Genomic DNA, 14,388 nt, shown 5'->3' on the forward strand with positions numbered 1-14,388 from the left:
GGCGTGCCGGGCGACGCCGGGCCGCTGCCGCTGCCGGCCGGCTTCCCCGGCGACGTCTACCTGCCGCCACGCTACGAGATCGACAGCGTGCTCGACATGGACGGCACCACCATGGTGAACCTGCGCGTCTCTGGCCAGGTGGACGCGCTGTTCGCCGATGCCGGCGGCGCGATGACGCGGCTCGGCTGGCAGCGGACCCTGTCGCGGCGCGATGCCGGCCACAGCGCCGTGCTCGCCTTCGAGAAGGGCCCGCGCACCGCGGTGCTGTCGTTCGCGCGCGGCCACGGCGCCGGCGACGTGACGCTCGGACTGCAGCTGCACGACCGGCAGCAGTAGCGCGCGAGGGCACGGCTCAGGCCGCGCCGAGGAAATCCCCGATCGCCGCCGCCACCGCAGCCGGATCCTCCATGTGCAGGTGATGGGTGCCGGGCAGCACCACCAGCTCGCCCTGCGGCAGCAGCCGCACCCGCCGGCTGCGCTCCGGCTCGGGCAGGTACGGCTGCGGCGGGTCGGCGTAGACCACCCGGGTCGGGCAGGCGATGCCGGCCACCAGATCGTCGACCTGGGCGTCGGTCATGCGCACCATGGTCGGCAGGGTCAGGCGCGGATCGCTGCTCCAGCGCCAGCCGCCGTCCACCGCCTCCAGCCCGCGCTCCACCAGCAGCCGCGCGACCGGCTCGCAGAGGCCGTTGGCCTGCATGCGCGCGCGGACCGCCGGCTCCGGGTCGGGGAACAGGCGCAGCCGCTTGCCACGCAGCGCGCGCGCCGCGGCGACCGCGTCGCGCAGCCGGGCCGCGGTGCGTGCCGGGTCCTCCGGCAGCGCCCCCAACGCCTCGATCGCCAGCAGCCGCTCGACCCGCCGCGGCGCGCCGGCCGCCACCAGGCTGGCGATGCCGGCACCCATCGAATGCCCGAGCAGGGCGAAGCGCTCCCAGCCCAGGGCGTCGGCGATGTCGAGCACGCTGTGCAGCGCCCCGGCGAAGGAATAGTCGGCGCCGGGCGGCAGATGGGCGCTGCGGCCGTGGCCGGGCAGGTCCGGGGCCACCAGGTCCAGCTGCGCCAGGTGCGGCGCCAGCGGCAGGAAGCTGGCGGCATTGTCCAGCCAGCCGTGCAGGGCGAGCACCCGCGGCGCCCCGGTGTTGCCGTTGCGCAGACCGGCGATGCGGAGGCCGGAGATATCGAGGGCGAACTCGCGCATCAGGCGCCGTCGAGGCTCCGCCGCGCGATGCTCGCCAGCGCCTCGGCGTGTTCCGGCGCATCGTTGAGGCAGGGGATGTAGCGCAGCGCTTCGCCGCCGTGCGCGCGGAACAGCTCGGCGTTCTGCAGCGCGATCTCCTCCAGGGTCTCCAGGCAGTCGACCGCGAACCCGGGGCAGACCACGTCGACGTGCTTCAACCCCTGGCCGGCCAGTTCGCGCAAGGTGTGGTCGGTGTAGGGCTGCAGCCAGGGTTCGCGGCCGAAGCGCGACTGGAAGGTGAGCCTCCACTGGTCGTCCTCCAGGCCCAGGGCCGCGGCGATCGCGGCGACGCTGGCGCGGCACTGCGCCTGATAAGGGTCACCGGCATCCACCAGCCGCTGCGGGATCCCGTGGAACGAGAACAGCAGCAGCTCGCCGCTGCCGTGCGTGTCGCGATAGCCGCGTATCGAACCGGCCACCGCCGCGACCCAGCCGGCATCGAGGTGGTAGTCCTGCACCACCTGCACCTCGATTCCCTCGACCGCCGCCGCCACGTCGACTACCGACGCGGTGGTGGTGGTGGAGTACTGCGGATACAGCGGCAGCACCAGCACACTGCGGGCGCCACCGTCGCGCAGCGACCGCAGCGTGGTCCCCAGCGCCGGCTCGCCATAGCGCATTGCGTGCGCCACGCGCAGGTCCGGCAGGCGCTGCTGCAGCGCCTGCGCCAGGCGCGCGGTATGCACCGCCAGGGGCGAGCCGCCTTCCATCCAGATTCCGGCGTACAGCTTGGCCACGCGCGGCGAGCGCAGCGGCAGGATCGCGAAATGCAGCAGCGGGCACCACAGCCAGCGGGTCAGCGCCACCACCCGGTAGTCGTGGAGGAATTCGGCCAGGTAGCGGCGCACCGCTGCCGCGGTCGGCGCCGCCGGGGTGCCGAGGTTCACCACCAGCAGTGCGGTGTCGCCGCCGGGGGCCGGAATGGGGGGAGCGGGGACGGCCATCGGCATAGGATGACAGGGCGCGGCAGCCGCCGACAGCGTCGCCCGGCTCACCGCCGATTCATCGCACCGGCCCTAGCCTGAACTTTGTTCCGCTTGGCGCGGTCTGCCTGCCACGTCGTCCCTTCCGTTCCCGGAGCCCCGCATGTCCCAGCCCCGCCGATCCCTCCTTCCGTCCCTGGTCCAGCTGGGCGCCGTGCTGGCGCTGTCCCTGGCCGGCGCGGGAACCGCCGTCGCCGGTCCGCAGGAGGATGCCCGGGCCCAAAACGCGGTACGGGTGCTGACCGAGATCCAGGCCATCCCCGAGAGCGGCATCCCCGACAAGCTGCTCGACGAGGCGCGCGCGATCGTGGTGGTGCCGGACACCATCAAGGCCGGGCTGGTGATCGGCGGGCGCCGCGGCCACGGGCTGATGGCGGTCAAGAGCCCCGACGGCACCTGGTCCGCGCCCAGCTTCGTGCGCCTGACCGGCGGCAGCATCGGCCTCCAGGCCGGGGTGCAGTCCGCCGACGTGGTGCTGGTCTTCCGCAACGACCGCAGCCTGGAGTCGGTGGTCAACGGCAAGTTCACTCTCGGTGCCGACGCCGGCGTCGCCGCCGGACCGCTCGGGCGCAACGCCTCCACCGCCACCGACGGCCAGCTCAAGGCCGAGATCTGGTCGTGGTCGCGGGCGCGCGGGCTGTTCGCCGGGGTGGCGCTGGACGGCGCGGTGCTGAGCATCGACGACGACGCCAACGAGGCCGTGTACGGCCAGGGCACCACCCCACGGATGATCTTCGAGGGCCGCGCAGGGCAGGCGCCTTCCGACGCCGTGGTGGATTTCCGCGACCGTCTCGAGGAGGCCACGGCGATCGCCCGCGCCAACCGCGGCACCGGCAGCACCGCGCCGACGCCGGTCACCGCCGCTCCGATCGGCGGACAGACGTTGCCCGAACCGCCGCCGATCGACGCCGGCGAGCCGATGCCGCAGCCGTTCGAACCGGTGTCCGAGGGCGAGATCCGCAGCGAACCGCTCGACGACACCCCCTGAGCACCCGCGACGGCGCATTCATACCTGCGTTACCGGCATCCGGCCGACCGGCTGCGGTATCCTCACGCCTTCTCCTCTTCCTGGGCACCCCATGGGCAGTTTCAGCATCTGGCATTGGCTCATCGTGCTGGTGGTCGTGCTGCTGGTGTTCGGCACCAAGCGCCTGCGCGGCGCCGGGCGCGACCTGGGCGAGGCGATCAAGGGCTTCAAGAAGGGCGTGAACGACGCCGACGACGACAAGCCCGCCGCGCGCCTGGAAGACCAGGCCCGCGACGACGCGGCCACCCGCGACAAGCAGCGCGACGACGACAAGACCCCGCGCTGACGCCGCTGCGCGGCGCCCATCGGCATGTTCGACATCGGCTTCAGCGAGCTCTTCTTCATCGCGGTCGTCGCCCTGGTGGTGCTCGGTCCCGAGCGCCTGCCGAAGGCCGCGCGCTTCGCCGGACTGTGGGTGCGCCGGGCGCGGGCGCAGTGGCATTCGGTGAAGTCCGAACTCGAGCGCGAACTGGCCGCCGAGGAGCTCAAGCGCAGCCTGCACGACGCCGAAGACGCGATGCGCGAGGTCGACGGCTCGGTGCGCGGCGCCCGCGACCGGGTGCGCAGCGAGGTCGATGCGGTGCGCGATTCGGTGCGCGAGACCGCGCGCGAGCTCGAGGCGGGAACGGCCCGGCGGGCGGCCGCGGGCGAGACGGCAGACGTGACGGGCGAGGACGCCGCCCCGCCCGGGCCCGCCGCCGACGACGCCCCCGCCCCGCCCGGCGACGACGCGCCGCCCGCCCCTTCGGAGGACGACGATGCCGCGCGACGCTGAGAGCGCCGTCGACAGCAGCCTGATCGACCATCTGGTCGAGCTGCGCTCGCGGCTGATGCGCGCGCTGGCCGGCGTGGTGCTGGTGCTGCTGGCGCTGCTGCCGTTCGCCAACCGCCTCTACGGCCTGCTGGCGCAGCCGCTGCTGGACAAGCTGCCCGAGGGCGCGCACCTGATCGCCGTGGAGGTGGCCTCGCCGTTCTTCGCGCCGCTGAAGCTGGCGTTCTTCGTGGCGGTGATCTCGACCATGCCCTGGCTGCTCTACCAGGCCTGGGCGTTCGTGGCGCCGGGCCTGTACCGGCGCGAGAAGAAGCTGGCGCTGCCGCTGCTGGTGTCGGCGGTGGCGCTGTTCTACGTCGGCTGCGCGTTCGCGTTCTTCCTGGTGCTGCCGGCGGTGTTCGGCTTCCTGACCAGCGTCACCCCCGAGGGGGTGGCGATGATGACCGACATCCACGCCTACCTGAATTTCGTGCTGGTGATCTTCCTCGCCTTCGGCCTGAGCTTCGAGCTGCCGGTGGCGCTGGTGATCCTGACCCTGCTCGGCTGGGTGACGCCGGCGCAGCTGCGCGAGTGGCGCGGCTACGCCATCGTCGGGGTGTTCGTGCTGGCGGCGGTGATCACCCCGCCCGACGTGATCTCGCAGCTGATGCTGGCGATCCCGATGTGCCTGCTGTACGAGGCCGGCATCGTCGCGGCGCGGCTGCTGGCGCCGAAATCGCAGAACCGCGACGACGACGGGGCCGACCGGCCGCCGGCATGATCGCGGCCCGGTTCTGGCGGCGCTACGCCGCCTGGTCGCTGGACGCCGCCCTGCTGGCGGCGCCCGTGCTGGTGCTCGCTGCGCCGCGGCTGCGCGCCGGTGCGGAGCGCATCGCCGCGGCATTCGCGGAGCTCGCCGATGCCGTCTCCACCGCGCTGCTCGAGCTGCTGCTGTCGAACGGATCGCCGCTGGCCGCGGCGCTCGCTGCGGCGCAGGAACCGCGGCTGCGGGAAGCGGCCGCGACGCTGCTCGACGCCCTCGGCGCCACCGCACTGCCGCCGCTCGCGGCGTTCGCACTGCTGGCGCTGGCCTATCACGTCGCCAGCGAAAGCTCGCCACGCCAGGCCACACTCGGCAAGCGCGCGCTGGGCCTGCGGATCGTCGCCGCCGACGGCGGCCGACTCGCGCAGCCGCGCGTGCCGCTGCGCCACCTGGCCGGCGCGCTGTCCTGGCTCAGCGGCAACCTCGGCCACCTGCTCGCGGCGCTGCCGCCGGAACGGCGCGCGCTGCACGACCGCATCGCCGGGGCTCGGGTGCTGCAGGCGGACGCCGGCCCGCTGCCGGCGTGGGCACGCGCCTGGATCGCGGCGCAGGCGCTGGCGGGCCTGGCGGCGGCGGTGTGGCTCGGCGCGGCGATGCAGGCGCAGCTGCAGGTCGCGGTTCAGCGCGCGCTGGGCGGCTGAAGCGCCTCAGACCTCGATGCCGGAAGCCGGCGGCGGCGGCGCCGCGGTGCCGTCCGGCGGCGCCAGCATCTTCTGCCAGGCGCGGTAGGACGCGCCCAGCATCACCGGCATCAGCACCGCCATCATCAGGATCTGGGCGACGAACTGCATCGCCAGCGGACCGGCGACCAGGCGCGCGATCACCGCCACCAGTTGCGAGGCGAAGCTGACCAGGAAGGCGATGATGATCAGCAGCACGAAGAACACGATCATCGCCGGGACGTTGCGGATGCAGGCCGCGAAGCTGCGCTTCATCGACTCCAGCGCGCCGCGCCGCTCGAACATGATCTGCGGGGTGGCGACGAAGGTGAAGAAATAGCTCAGCACGCCGAGCAGGAACACCAGCAGCATCCACAGCAGGAAGCGGCCGATCGGCAGGCTTTCGAACATGGCCGGGTCGGGACTGGCCTGGCCCTCGGCCTGCTCGAGCACGGCGATCGCCTGCTGCAGCTGGGTCGGCCCCACCAGCACCAGCAGCAGCAGGACCGCGAACACCGCCAGCGCCACCTGCGGCAGCAACAGCGCGACCAGGCGCGGCGCGCGGCCCTCGGCGAACCCGTGCAGCAGGTGCGCGGGCGCCGCCTGGCGTCCGGCGTCGACCTCGCCGACGGCGTGGATGAAGCCGCCCATCAGCACCGGGCCGACCAATACCAGCAGCAGCTGCAGGGCCATGAACATGCCGATCTGCCCCGCGAACAGCAGCGGCAGCGCGGTCAGGAAACCGAAGATCGCGCCCAGCAGCCCCAGCCCGAGCGGCGACCTGCGCAGCAGCCCGAAGCCGGCCAGCAGCCACTCCGCGCCGTCACCCGCCGATGCCTTGGTCACGTCCGTCATTGTCGATGTCCCCGATGGTCCGATCCGCCGACAGTGTACGCGCCCGCCGCGCGAAGCGCCGCAGCGCGCGCCGCGCATGCGGCGCCGCGCGCACCGCTGCCGCCAGTGCCTGCGGGTCGGTTCCCTCGCCGCGCAGCTGGTCGGCGCGGGCGCGGATGTAGCCGCGCATGTGCATGGCGCTGAACTCGGGATGGAACTGCACGCCCCAGACGTGCTCGCGCCAGCGGAAGGCGTGGCAGCCGTCGTGGTCCGATGCCGCCAGGAGCACGGTCTCCGGCGGCGCGCGCAGCACGCTCTGCAGATGCGTGGCCTGGGCGGCGAACCGCGGCGGCAGCGCCGCGAACAGCGGATCGTCTTCGCAGCCCGGCGTGCAGGCCACCTCGACGGTGCCCATCTCGCGGCCGCGCGGGTGGTCCCCCACCTCGCCGCCGAGCGCATGCGCCAGCAGCTGGTGTCCATAGCAGATCCCGAACAGCGGCAGCCCGGCGTGCGCCGCCTCGCGCAGCCAGCCGGCAGCGCGCTCGCTCCAATCCAGGCGCTCGGTGACCATCGCCGCCGAGCCGCTGACGATGATCCCGGCGAAGCCCGCGGGGCGCGGCAGCGGCGCCCCGGCCTCGACGTCGACCACCGTCGCTTCCCGGCGCCCGAGCCCGGCGGCGACCCGGATCCAGTGCCCGAACCCGCCATGCCGACGCAGCGGCTCGACCGGGCGCCCGGCGACGACGATCAGCAATGGTCGGGGTTCGGCGGAGACGATCATCGGGGTTGGCGACTCACTCGCGCGGCGGCAGCACCGTCAGCACTTCCTCCACCGTGGTCAGGCCCTGGGCGACCTTGGCGGCGCCGGCGGCGTGCAGGGTGCGCAGGCCGCCCTCGCGCGCGGCGGCGGAGAAGCCGGCGAGCTCCATGTCGGGGCGGATGCGCGCGCGCAGCGCCGGCGTCACCGGCATCAGCTCGTACAGGCCCACGCGCCCGAGGTAGCCGGTGTTGCGGCACTCCAGGCAGCCGACCGCACCCTGGGTGTCCCCGGCCGGCGGCCGCGCGCCGTCGCCGAGCAGCGCCTGCCAGGCCTCGTCCGGCACGGTGCGCGGCTGCTTGCAGTGCGGGCACAGCGTGCGCACCAGGCGCTGCGCCAGTACCCCGTTGAGCGTGGAGGCGATCAGGTAGTGCGGCAGGCCGAGGTCGAGCAGCCGGGTGACCGCCGAGGGCGCGTCGTTGGTATGCAGCGTGGACAGCACCAGGTGACCGGTGAGCGATGCCTGGACCGCCATCTGCGCGGTATCGAGATCGCGGATCTCGCCGATCATGATGATGTCCGGGTCCTGGCGCAGCAGGGTGCGCACCCCGGAGGCGAAGGTCAGGTCGATCGCGGTGTGCACCTGGGTCTGGTTGAACTCCGGCGAGACCATCTCGATCGGGTCCTCGATGGTGCAGATGTTGAGGTCCGGCGTGGCCAGGCGCTTGAGCGCCGAGTACAGCGTGGTGGTCTTGCCGGAACCGGTCGGGCCGGTGACCAGCACGATGCCGTGCGGCTGCTGCACCAGCGCGTTCCAGGCCGCGGCCTCGGCATCGTCGAAGCCGAGCTGCTCGATCGGCTTGAAGGCGGTGTCCGGGTCGAAGATGCGCATCACGCATTTCTCGCCGAACGCCGTGGGCATGGTCGACAGACGCATCTCGACCTCGCTGCCGCCGGGCGAGCGGGTCTTGATGCGGCCGTCCTGCGGCCGCCGCCGTTCGCCCAGGTCCATGCGCCCGAGCACCTTGATCCGGCTGACCACCGCGCTCATCACCGGCGGCGGCATCTCGAACACCTTGTGCAGCAGGCCGTCGATGCGGAAACGCACCCGGCCGACGTCGCGGCGCGGCTCCAGGTGGATGTCCGAGGCGCGCTGCCCGTAGGCGTACTGCAGCAGCCAGTCGACGATGTTGACGATGTGGTGGTCGTCGGCGTTGACGTCGCCCGAGCGCCCCAGTTCGACCAGCTGCTCGAAACTCGGCGCCGCACCCTCCTCGCGCACGTCGCGGGCGCCGCGGATCGAGCGGGTGACGCCGAAGAACTCCATGGTGTAGCGGTGCAGGTCCAGCGGGCTGGCCACCACCAGGTCGATGCGCCGGCGCAGCAGCCGCTGCAGGTCGGGCAGCCAGTCCAGCGCCATGGGTTCGCTGGTGGCGATCACGGCGTGATCGCCGCTGACCTCGAGCGGCAGGATGCGGTGGCGCCGTGCGTAGGCGTGCGAGATCAGCTCGGTCACCCCGGCCACGTCGAGGCGGGTGGGATCGATGCGCCGGTAGGGGTGGCCGCTGGCCTCGGCCAGCCATTCGGTCAACTGCTCGAGGCCCAGGTCGGTCCCGGGCACGCGCGCGGAGGGCAATTTGAGGTTGGCCAGCAGCACCAGCGGGTGCACCGCCTCCAGCCCGCGTCCGTGGCGGCCGGAGACGCGCGCGCGGTCGGCCTGCCCAGTGTCGAGCAGGCCGTCGGCGACCAGCGCGTCGAGCACCGGCTCCAGCGTCAGCCGCCCCGGCGGCAGGCGCACTGCAGAACGTTCGCCGACGGCGTGGGGCGGATCGATCAAGACGGACTCGTGTCTGCGGAGGGAGCCGGGGCGCCGCCGGCCGGGCGGCGCGAACCCGGCCGCTATACTAGCGCGCCCGTGTCAGCGAGCCGGATGCCGACCATGAGCGGCCCCACCTTCCAGGAACTGATCCAGCGCCTCAATGCCTACTGGGGCGAGCGCGGCTGCGTGCTGATCCAGCCGCTGGACCTGGAGGTCGGCGCCGGCACTTTCCATCCGGCCACGTTCCTGCGCGCGCTGGGACCGGAGCCGTGGAACGCCGCCTACGTGCAGCCCTGCCGCCGTCCCACCGACGGCCGCTACGGCGACAACCCCAACCGCCTGCAGCGCTACTACCAGTACCAGGTGGTGCTCAAGCCCAGCCCGGACGACATCGTCGAGCGCTACTTCGGCTCGCTCAAGGCGCTGGGCGTCGATCCGCAGGTGCACGACCTGCGCCTGGTCGAGGACAACTGGGAGTCGCCGACGCTCGGCGCCTGGGGCCTGGGCTGGGAGGTCTGGCTCAACGGCATGGAGGTGACCCAGTTCACCTACTTCCAGCAGGCCGGCGGGCTCGAATGCCGTCCGGTGCTGGGCGAGATCACCTACGGCCTCGAGCGGCTGTGCATGTACCTGCAGAACGTCGACGACGTCTTCGACCTGGTGTGGACCCACGGCCCCGACGGCATGCCGGTGACCTACCGCGACGTCTACCACCAGAACGAGGTGGAGCAGAGCACCTACAACTTCGAAGTGGCCGACGTGCCGGAACTGTTCCACCGTTTCGACGCCTGCGAGGCCGAGGCGCTGAAACTGGTCGGCCTCGACCTGCCGCTGCCGGCCTACGAGCAGGTGTGCAAGGCCTCGCACTGCTTCAACCTGCTCGACGCGCGCCGCGCGATCGCGGTGACCGAGCGCCAGCGCTTCATCCTGCGCGTGCGCAAGCTGTCGCAGGCGGTGGCCGAGAGCTATCACGGGCAACGCGAGAAGCTCGGGTTCCCGGGGCTGAAGCGCGAGGCCGAAGCGGCATGAGCACGGTAGGCGGCGATTTCGCACCATACGGGCTGGCTGCATTCCTGTTCGCCGTGTTCTGCGCGTACTGGGCCCAGGAAACCGCACGCAGCGCCTGGCTTTGGTTTTTCCTCGGCCTGCTGCTGCCGCCGATCGCGGGCATCGCGCTGCTGTCCAAGAACGCGGTCCGCCTCGAACGCCTCGCTCAAAGGCGAAAGGACAACGCATGACCCGATTCGCGCCCCTGCTCATCGAACTGGGCACCGAGGAGCTACCGGTCAGAGCGCTGCCGGGGCTGGCGCAGGCGTTTTTCGACGGCGTCGTCGACGGCTTGGGCAAGCGCGGGATCGCGGTGGAGCCCGGCGCGGCTCGCCCGCTGTACACGCCACGGCGGCTGGCGGTGCTGCTGCCGCGGGTCGGCGTGCGCCAACCCGAGCAGCGTTCCGAGGTCCTCGGCCCCTACCTCAACATCGCCCTGGACGCGGACGGCCAGCCGACCCGCGCGCTGCAGGGATTCGCCGCCAAGGCCGGCGTCGAGTGGTCCGCGCTCGAGCGCACCACCGACCAGAAGGGCGAACGCTTCGTGCATCGGGCGGTGAAGCCCGGCGCCGACACCGCCACCCTGCTGCCGGAGATCCTCGGCGAGGCGCTGGCGGCGATGCCGGTGCCCAAGCCGATGCGCTGGGGCGACCACGCGCACGCGTTCGCGCGGCCGGTGCACTGGCTGGTGATCCTGCTGGGCGAGGACGTGGTGGACGGCCAGGCGTTCGGCATCGCCGCCGACCGCATGAGCCGCGGCCACCGCTTCATGCACGACCGCACGGTCTGGATCGCCCGCCCCGAGGACTACATCGATGCCCTGCGCGGGGCCCATGTGCTGGTCGACCCGGAGGAGCGCCGCGCGCGCATCGTCGAGGAGGTCACCCGCGCCGCGCATGCGGCCGGCGGCGCCGCGCGGATCGAGCCGGGAAACCTCGAAGAGGTCAACTGCCTGGTCGAATGGCCGGAGGCGGTGACCTGTTCGTTCGAGGCGGAATACCTCGCCGTGCCGCAGGAAGCGCTGGTCGCGACCATGGAGGCGAACCAGAAGTTCTTCCCGGTACTGGGAGCCGATGGGCGCCTGCGCGAACACTTCGTCGGCATCGCCAACATCCTCTCCAGGGACCCGGCCGAGGTGCGCAAGGGCTACGAGCGGGTGATCCGCCCGCGCTTCGCCGACGCCCGCTTCTTCTTCGTCGAGGACATGAAGCAGGGCATGGCGTCGATGAACGCCGGGCTGCGCAACGTCACCTACCAGCAGAAGCTCGGCAGCGTCGCCGACAAGGTGGCGCGGGTCGCTGCGCTGGCCGAGGCGATCGCCGCCCGGGTCGGGGTCGATGCGGCGCTGGCGCGCCGTACCGCGGAGCTGAGCAAGGCCGACCTGCAGTCGCGCATGGTGGGCGAGTTCCCGGAGCTGCAGGGCATCGCCGGGCGCTACTACGCCAGCCAGGATCCGGCACTGGACGGCCTGCCGCACGAAGACCGGCTGGCGGTGGCCAACGCCATCGACGAGGCCTATCGACCGCGCCAGGCCGGCGACGACATCGCCCTGTCCGGACTGGGCAAGGTGCTGGCGATCGCCGAGCGGCTGGACACCCTGGCCGGCGGCTTCGCCGCGGGGCTCAAGCCGACCGGCAACAAGGATCCGTTCGCGCTGCGGCGCAATGCGCTGGGGCTGGCGCGGACGATCATCGAAAGCGGCTACGCGCTGGACCTGGACGCACTGCTGGCCGCGGCCGTGAACCAGGCCACGCATGCGGTCGGGCTCACGGGCGCCGCGACGCGCCAGAGCGACGCCGCCGAAGCGGAGCGCAAAGGCGTGCGACTCGCCGATTCGCAGCCGGGCGGCGGTCCCATGCCGAACGATACAGCGATCGCCGCGGAGATCTACGACTTCGTCCTCGACCGCCTGCGCGGCTACTACGCGGACCGCGGCGTGCCGCCGCAGCACTTCGCCGCGGTGGCCGAGAAGCGGCCGCCGTCGCTGTACGACTTCGACCGCCGGATCGCCGCGATCGGCAGCTTCGCCGCGCTGCCCGAGGCCGCGGCGCTGGCGGCGGCCGACAAGCGCATCCGCAACATCCTGCGCAAGGCCGGCGAGGACACCGCGGCCACCGTCGACCTGCAACTGCTGCGCGAGCCCGCCGAGCGCGCCCTGGCCGAGGCGGTGGAGGCGGTCTACGCCGAGACCGGCGCGGCGCTGGCCGGCGGCGACTACGTCGATGCGCTCTCGCACCTCGCACGGCTGCGGCCGCAGGTGGACGCATTCTTCGACGCGGTGATGGTCAACGACGAGGACCCGGCGCTGCGCCGCAACCGGCTGGCGCTGCTGCGCCGGCTCGGCGACCGGCTCGGCAGCGTCGCCGCGATCGAGCAGCTCTCGACCTGATCCGCGCCCCACGGCGCCCGCCCCCGTAGGAGCGGCCCATGGCCGCGAAAGCCGCGGGCGTCGCCGGTCGCGGTGAAGCCAGGCTCCGGCCATCCCGGGGCATGGCCAACCGCGCCGGCCTTCGCGTGCATGGCACGCTCCTCCGGCGGCGGCGACACCGCTTCGGCTTCTTCGCGTGCACGGCACGCGGCCACGGGCACCATGGACCGCTCCGCAACCGGCCGGCGCGCACGACCGGCGTTAATCGGTTCTTGATCCGCCTTGGGTATCCTCCACCGATGTACCGACGCCCCTTTTCCAGCGCCTGCCTCGCCGCGCTGCTGATCGCCGCCGGCGCCGCACAGGCGGCCGAGGTCGCGCGCGTCGACATCCGCGGCCTCGACGAGGAAATGACCGAGAACGTGCGGGTCTCCCTGTCTCTGGTCGAGGCGATCGGACGCGACGTGCCGGGGCGGCGCCTGGCCTACATGGTGCGCGAGGCGGAAAGCCAGACCCGCGAGGCGCTGGAACCGTTCGGCTACTATTCGCCCACCATCGAGGTCGGGCGCGAGCGCGCCAACGGCACGCTGTCGGTGACCATCACCGTCGACCCCGGCGAGCCCGTTCGCGTGCGCAACAGCGACATCGCCATCCTTGGCGCCGGCAACCGCGACCGCTACCTGCGCGAGGACCTCGGCGCGTTCGCGCCCTCGCACGGCGCCGTCTTCGATCACTCGCTGTACGAGGCCAGCAAGGCGCGGATCAGCCGCCGCCTGGCCGAGCGCGGCTATTTCGACGCGGATTTCAGCGCGCGGCGGGTAGCGGTGACCCGCGCCGAGCAGGCCGCCGACATCGAGCTGGTCTGGACCAGCGGCGAACGCTACGACATGGGCCCGATCGACTTCAGCCAGGAGCCCGAGTCGGTGGTCGACGGCACCCTGCTGGAACGCCTGGTCTACTGGGACGAGGGCGACTATTACCACCAGGGCCGCCTGGACCGGCTGCGGACCTCGCTCACGCGGCTGGACTATTTCAGCCGTATCGAGATCAGCCCGCGGCCGGAGGATGCAGGCCCCGAACGCCGGGTCCCTGTCGACGTCACCCTCACCCCGGCGCCGCGCAAGGTGCAGACCGCCGGCGTCAGCTACGGCACCGACAGCGGCGCCGGCATCCGCCTCGGCGAGGAGCGTCGCTACGTCAACCGTCGCGGCCACAAGGCGCTGGCACAGCTGGACTACGCGCAGCGGCGCAAGACCCTGACCCTGCAGTACCGGATCCCGGCCTTCGCCTGGCTCGACGGCTGGTACACCACCAGCCTGCAGGTCGCCGACGAGCAGACCGACTACATCGACACCCGCCGCGTCGAACTGGTGGGCAGCCGCAGCGGGCAGTACAACCTCAACCTCAACCTCGTCGCCTCGGGACACGTGCTGCGCGAGCGCTGGGCCTACGTCGAGGAGAACGGCGACGGCGACGACCCCAACGCCGAGCCGGACTACCGCTACGCCACCTTCAGCTACCCCTCGCTGCGCGCCGAGTACATCGACGTCGACGACCGGATCTTCCCGACCCGCGGCATCGGCGGCTCCATCGTGCTCCGCGGCGGGGTCGAGGGCGTCGGCTCGGATGCCAGCTTCGCCCAGCTCCACGCCCGCGCCACCTGGTACCGCGGGCTCGGCGAGCGCAACCGGCTGATCGTGCGCGGCGAGCTCGGCTACACCTCCACCGACGCGCTGGTGGCGATGCCGCCCAGCCTGCGCTTCTACGCCGGCGGCGACCGCAGCATCCGCGGCTACGAGTGGCGCGAGGTCGGGCCACGGCTCGGCGATTTCGCCGTCGGCGCCAAGAACGTCACCACCGCCGGCGTGGAGCTGGAGCACTACTTCGCCAACAACTTCGGTATCGCCGGCTTCGTCGACAGCGGCAGTGCCTTCGACGACCGCCCGGACTTCCGCACCGGCGTGGGGATCGGCGTGCGCTGGCGCTCGCCGGTCGGGCCGCTGCGCTTCGACATCGCCCGCGGCCTCGACGATCCCGACTCGCCGTTCACCCTGCACCTCGACATCGGCTCCACGTTCTAGCC

General features: G+C 72.5%; 15 protein-coding genes. 10 read left to right on the plus strand and 5 right to left on the minus strand.

The features are described 5' to 3' along the window. A partial coding sequence (locus tag H0E84_RS05655; protein WP_180677666.1) for a hypothetical protein occupies positions 1-336 on the plus strand: 336 nt, incomplete at its 5' end. Between the two features lie 16 nt (positions 337-352). Here H0E84_RS05655 and H0E84_RS05660 read toward each other — a convergent pair. Both H0E84_RS05660 and hemH read right to left on the minus strand, forming a co-directional pair. Then, positions 353-1,198, minus strand: a complete 846-nt coding sequence (locus H0E84_RS05660) for an alpha/beta fold hydrolase (protein WP_180677667.1) — start codon at positions 1,196-1,198, stop codon at positions 353-355. After that, positions 1,198-2,181: a ferrochelatase gene (gene hemH / locus H0E84_RS05665; RefSeq protein WP_180677668.1), complete on the minus strand. Its 984-nt coding sequence runs from the start codon at positions 2,179-2,181 to the stop codon at positions 1,198-1,200. Before hemH ends, H0E84_RS05660 begins: the two co-directional genes overlap by 1 nt. Before the next feature lie 142 nt (positions 2,182-2,323). Between hemH and H0E84_RS05670 the strand changes: the two genes are divergently transcribed. From H0E84_RS05670 to H0E84_RS05690, 5 genes are all read left to right on the plus strand, one after another. Next, the gene (locus H0E84_RS05670; RefSeq protein WP_180677669.1) at positions 2,324-3,208 is read left to right on the plus strand and encodes a lipid-binding SYLF domain-containing protein; all 885 of its coding nucleotides are present in this window, start codon (positions 2,324-2,326) and stop codon (positions 3,206-3,208) included. Positions 3,209-3,299: 91 nt separating this feature from the next. Beyond that, positions 3,300-3,533, plus strand: a complete 234-nt coding sequence (gene tatA / locus H0E84_RS05675) for a Sec-independent protein translocase subunit TatA (protein ID WP_180677670.1) — start codon at positions 3,300-3,302, stop codon at positions 3,531-3,533. 24 nt (positions 3,534-3,557) lie between these two features. Next, positions 3,558-4,022 carry a Sec-independent protein translocase protein TatB gene (gene tatB / locus H0E84_RS05680; RefSeq protein WP_180677671.1) on the plus strand — a complete coding sequence of 155 codons (465 nt, stop codon included), beginning with the start codon at positions 3,558-3,560 and terminating at the stop codon, positions 4,020-4,022. Beyond that, a complete protein-coding gene (gene tatC / locus H0E84_RS05685; RefSeq protein WP_180677672.1) occupies positions 4,006-4,779 on the plus strand; it encodes a twin-arginine translocase subunit TatC in 774 nt (257 codons plus the stop codon). The genes tatB and tatC overlap by 17 nt, the downstream gene beginning before the upstream one ends. Continuing rightward, the gene (locus tag H0E84_RS05690; protein WP_180677673.1) at positions 4,776-5,462 is read left to right on the plus strand and encodes an RDD family protein; all 687 of its coding nucleotides are present in this window, start codon (positions 4,776-4,778) and stop codon (positions 5,460-5,462) included. The genes tatC and H0E84_RS05690 overlap by 4 nt, the downstream gene beginning before the upstream one ends. A gap of 6 nt (positions 5,463-5,468) precedes the next feature. On the opposite strand, the gene H0E84_RS05695 is transcribed toward H0E84_RS05690, so the two are convergent. Genes H0E84_RS05695 through H0E84_RS05705 form a run of 3 tightly spaced genes read right to left on the minus strand, consistent with a single transcriptional unit; the run spans position 5,469 to position 8,908 of the window. Continuing rightward, positions 5,469-6,326, minus strand: a complete 858-nt coding sequence (locus H0E84_RS05695; RefSeq protein ID WP_180677674.1) for a BPSS1780 family membrane protein — start codon at positions 6,324-6,326, stop codon at positions 5,469-5,471. Next, entirely contained in the window at positions 6,304-7,095 is a 792-nt protein-coding gene (locus H0E84_RS05700; protein ID WP_180677675.1) for a glutamine amidotransferase, read from the minus strand. Before H0E84_RS05700 ends, H0E84_RS05695 begins: the two co-directional genes overlap by 23 nt. Positions 7,096-7,108: 13 nt before the next feature. Beyond that, positions 7,109-8,908: a GspE/PulE family protein gene (locus tag H0E84_RS05705; RefSeq protein ID WP_180677676.1), complete on the minus strand. Its 1,800-nt coding sequence runs from the start codon at positions 8,906-8,908 to the stop codon at positions 7,109-7,111. 93 nt (positions 8,909-9,001) lie between these two features. On the opposite strand from H0E84_RS05705, the gene glyQ reads away from it, so the two are divergent. From glyQ to H0E84_RS05725, 4 genes are all read left to right on the plus strand, one after another. Continuing rightward, positions 9,002-9,919, plus strand: coding sequence for a glycine--tRNA ligase subunit alpha (gene glyQ, locus H0E84_RS05710; protein ID WP_425600467.1), 918 nt, complete (start codon positions 9,002-9,004; stop codon positions 9,917-9,919). After that, the gene (locus H0E84_RS05715; RefSeq protein ID WP_180677678.1) at positions 9,916-10,128 is read left to right on the plus strand and encodes a hypothetical protein; all 213 of its coding nucleotides are present in this window, start codon (positions 9,916-9,918) and stop codon (positions 10,126-10,128) included. Before glyQ ends, H0E84_RS05715 begins: the two co-directional genes overlap by 4 nt. Beyond that, positions 10,125-12,326 (plus strand): glycine--tRNA ligase subunit beta, encoded by a 2,202-nt coding sequence (gene glyS / locus H0E84_RS05720; protein ID WP_180677679.1) that lies wholly within the window; start codon positions 10,125-10,127, stop codon positions 12,324-12,326. The genes H0E84_RS05715 and glyS overlap by 4 nt, the downstream gene beginning before the upstream one ends. A 278-nt stretch (positions 12,327-12,604) precedes the next feature. Next, positions 12,605-14,386 (plus strand): autotransporter assembly complex protein TamA, encoded by a 1,782-nt coding sequence (locus H0E84_RS05725; protein WP_180677680.1) that lies wholly within the window; start codon positions 12,605-12,607, stop codon positions 14,384-14,386. Positions 14,387-14,388 lie beyond the last annotated feature (2 nt).

This window comes from Luteimonas salinisoli (genome assembly GCF_013425525.1).
Lineage (GTDB): Bacteria > Pseudomonadota > Gammaproteobacteria > Xanthomonadales > Xanthomonadaceae > Luteimonas > Luteimonas salinisoli.

What these genes read in the sequence shown, in the direction of transcription:
- hemH (WP_180677668.1), bottom strand. Translation starts at nt 2,181, where the DNA reads ATGGCCGTCCCCGCTCCCCCCATTCCGGCCCCCGGCGGCGACACCGCA.
- glyQ (WP_425600467.1), top strand. Translation starts at nt 9,002, where the DNA reads ATGCCGACCATGAGCGGCCCCACCTTCCAGGAACTGATCCAGCGCCTC.
- tatA (WP_180677670.1), top strand. Translation starts at nt 3,300, where the DNA reads ATGGGCAGTTTCAGCATCTGGCATTGGCTCATCGTGCTGGTGGTCGTG.
- H0E84_RS05690 (WP_180677673.1), top strand. Translation starts at nt 4,776, where the DNA reads ATGATCGCGGCCCGGTTCTGGCGGCGCTACGCCGCCTGGTCGCTGGAC.
- H0E84_RS05700 (WP_180677675.1), bottom strand. Translation starts at nt 7,095, where the DNA reads ATGATCGTCTCCGCCGAACCCCGACCATTGCTGATCGTCGTCGCCGGG.
- H0E84_RS05715 (WP_180677678.1), top strand. Translation starts at nt 9,916, where the DNA reads ATGAGCACGGTAGGCGGCGATTTCGCACCATACGGGCTGGCTGCATTC.
- H0E84_RS05725 (WP_180677680.1), top strand. Translation starts at nt 12,605, where the DNA reads ATGTACCGACGCCCCTTTTCCAGCGCCTGCCTCGCCGCGCTGCTGATC.
- H0E84_RS05660 (WP_180677667.1), bottom strand. Translation starts at nt 1,198, where the DNA reads ATGCGCGAGTTCGCCCTCGATATCTCCGGCCTCCGCATCGCCGGTCTG.
- tatC (WP_180677672.1), top strand. Translation starts at nt 4,006, where the DNA reads ATGCCGCGCGACGCTGAGAGCGCCGTCGACAGCAGCCTGATCGACCAT.
- tatB (WP_180677671.1), top strand. Translation starts at nt 3,558, where the DNA reads ATGTTCGACATCGGCTTCAGCGAGCTCTTCTTCATCGCGGTCGTCGCC.
- glyS (WP_180677679.1), top strand. Translation starts at nt 10,125, where the DNA reads ATGACCCGATTCGCGCCCCTGCTCATCGAACTGGGCACCGAGGAGCTA.
- H0E84_RS05670 (WP_180677669.1), top strand. Translation starts at nt 2,324, where the DNA reads ATGTCCCAGCCCCGCCGATCCCTCCTTCCGTCCCTGGTCCAGCTGGGC.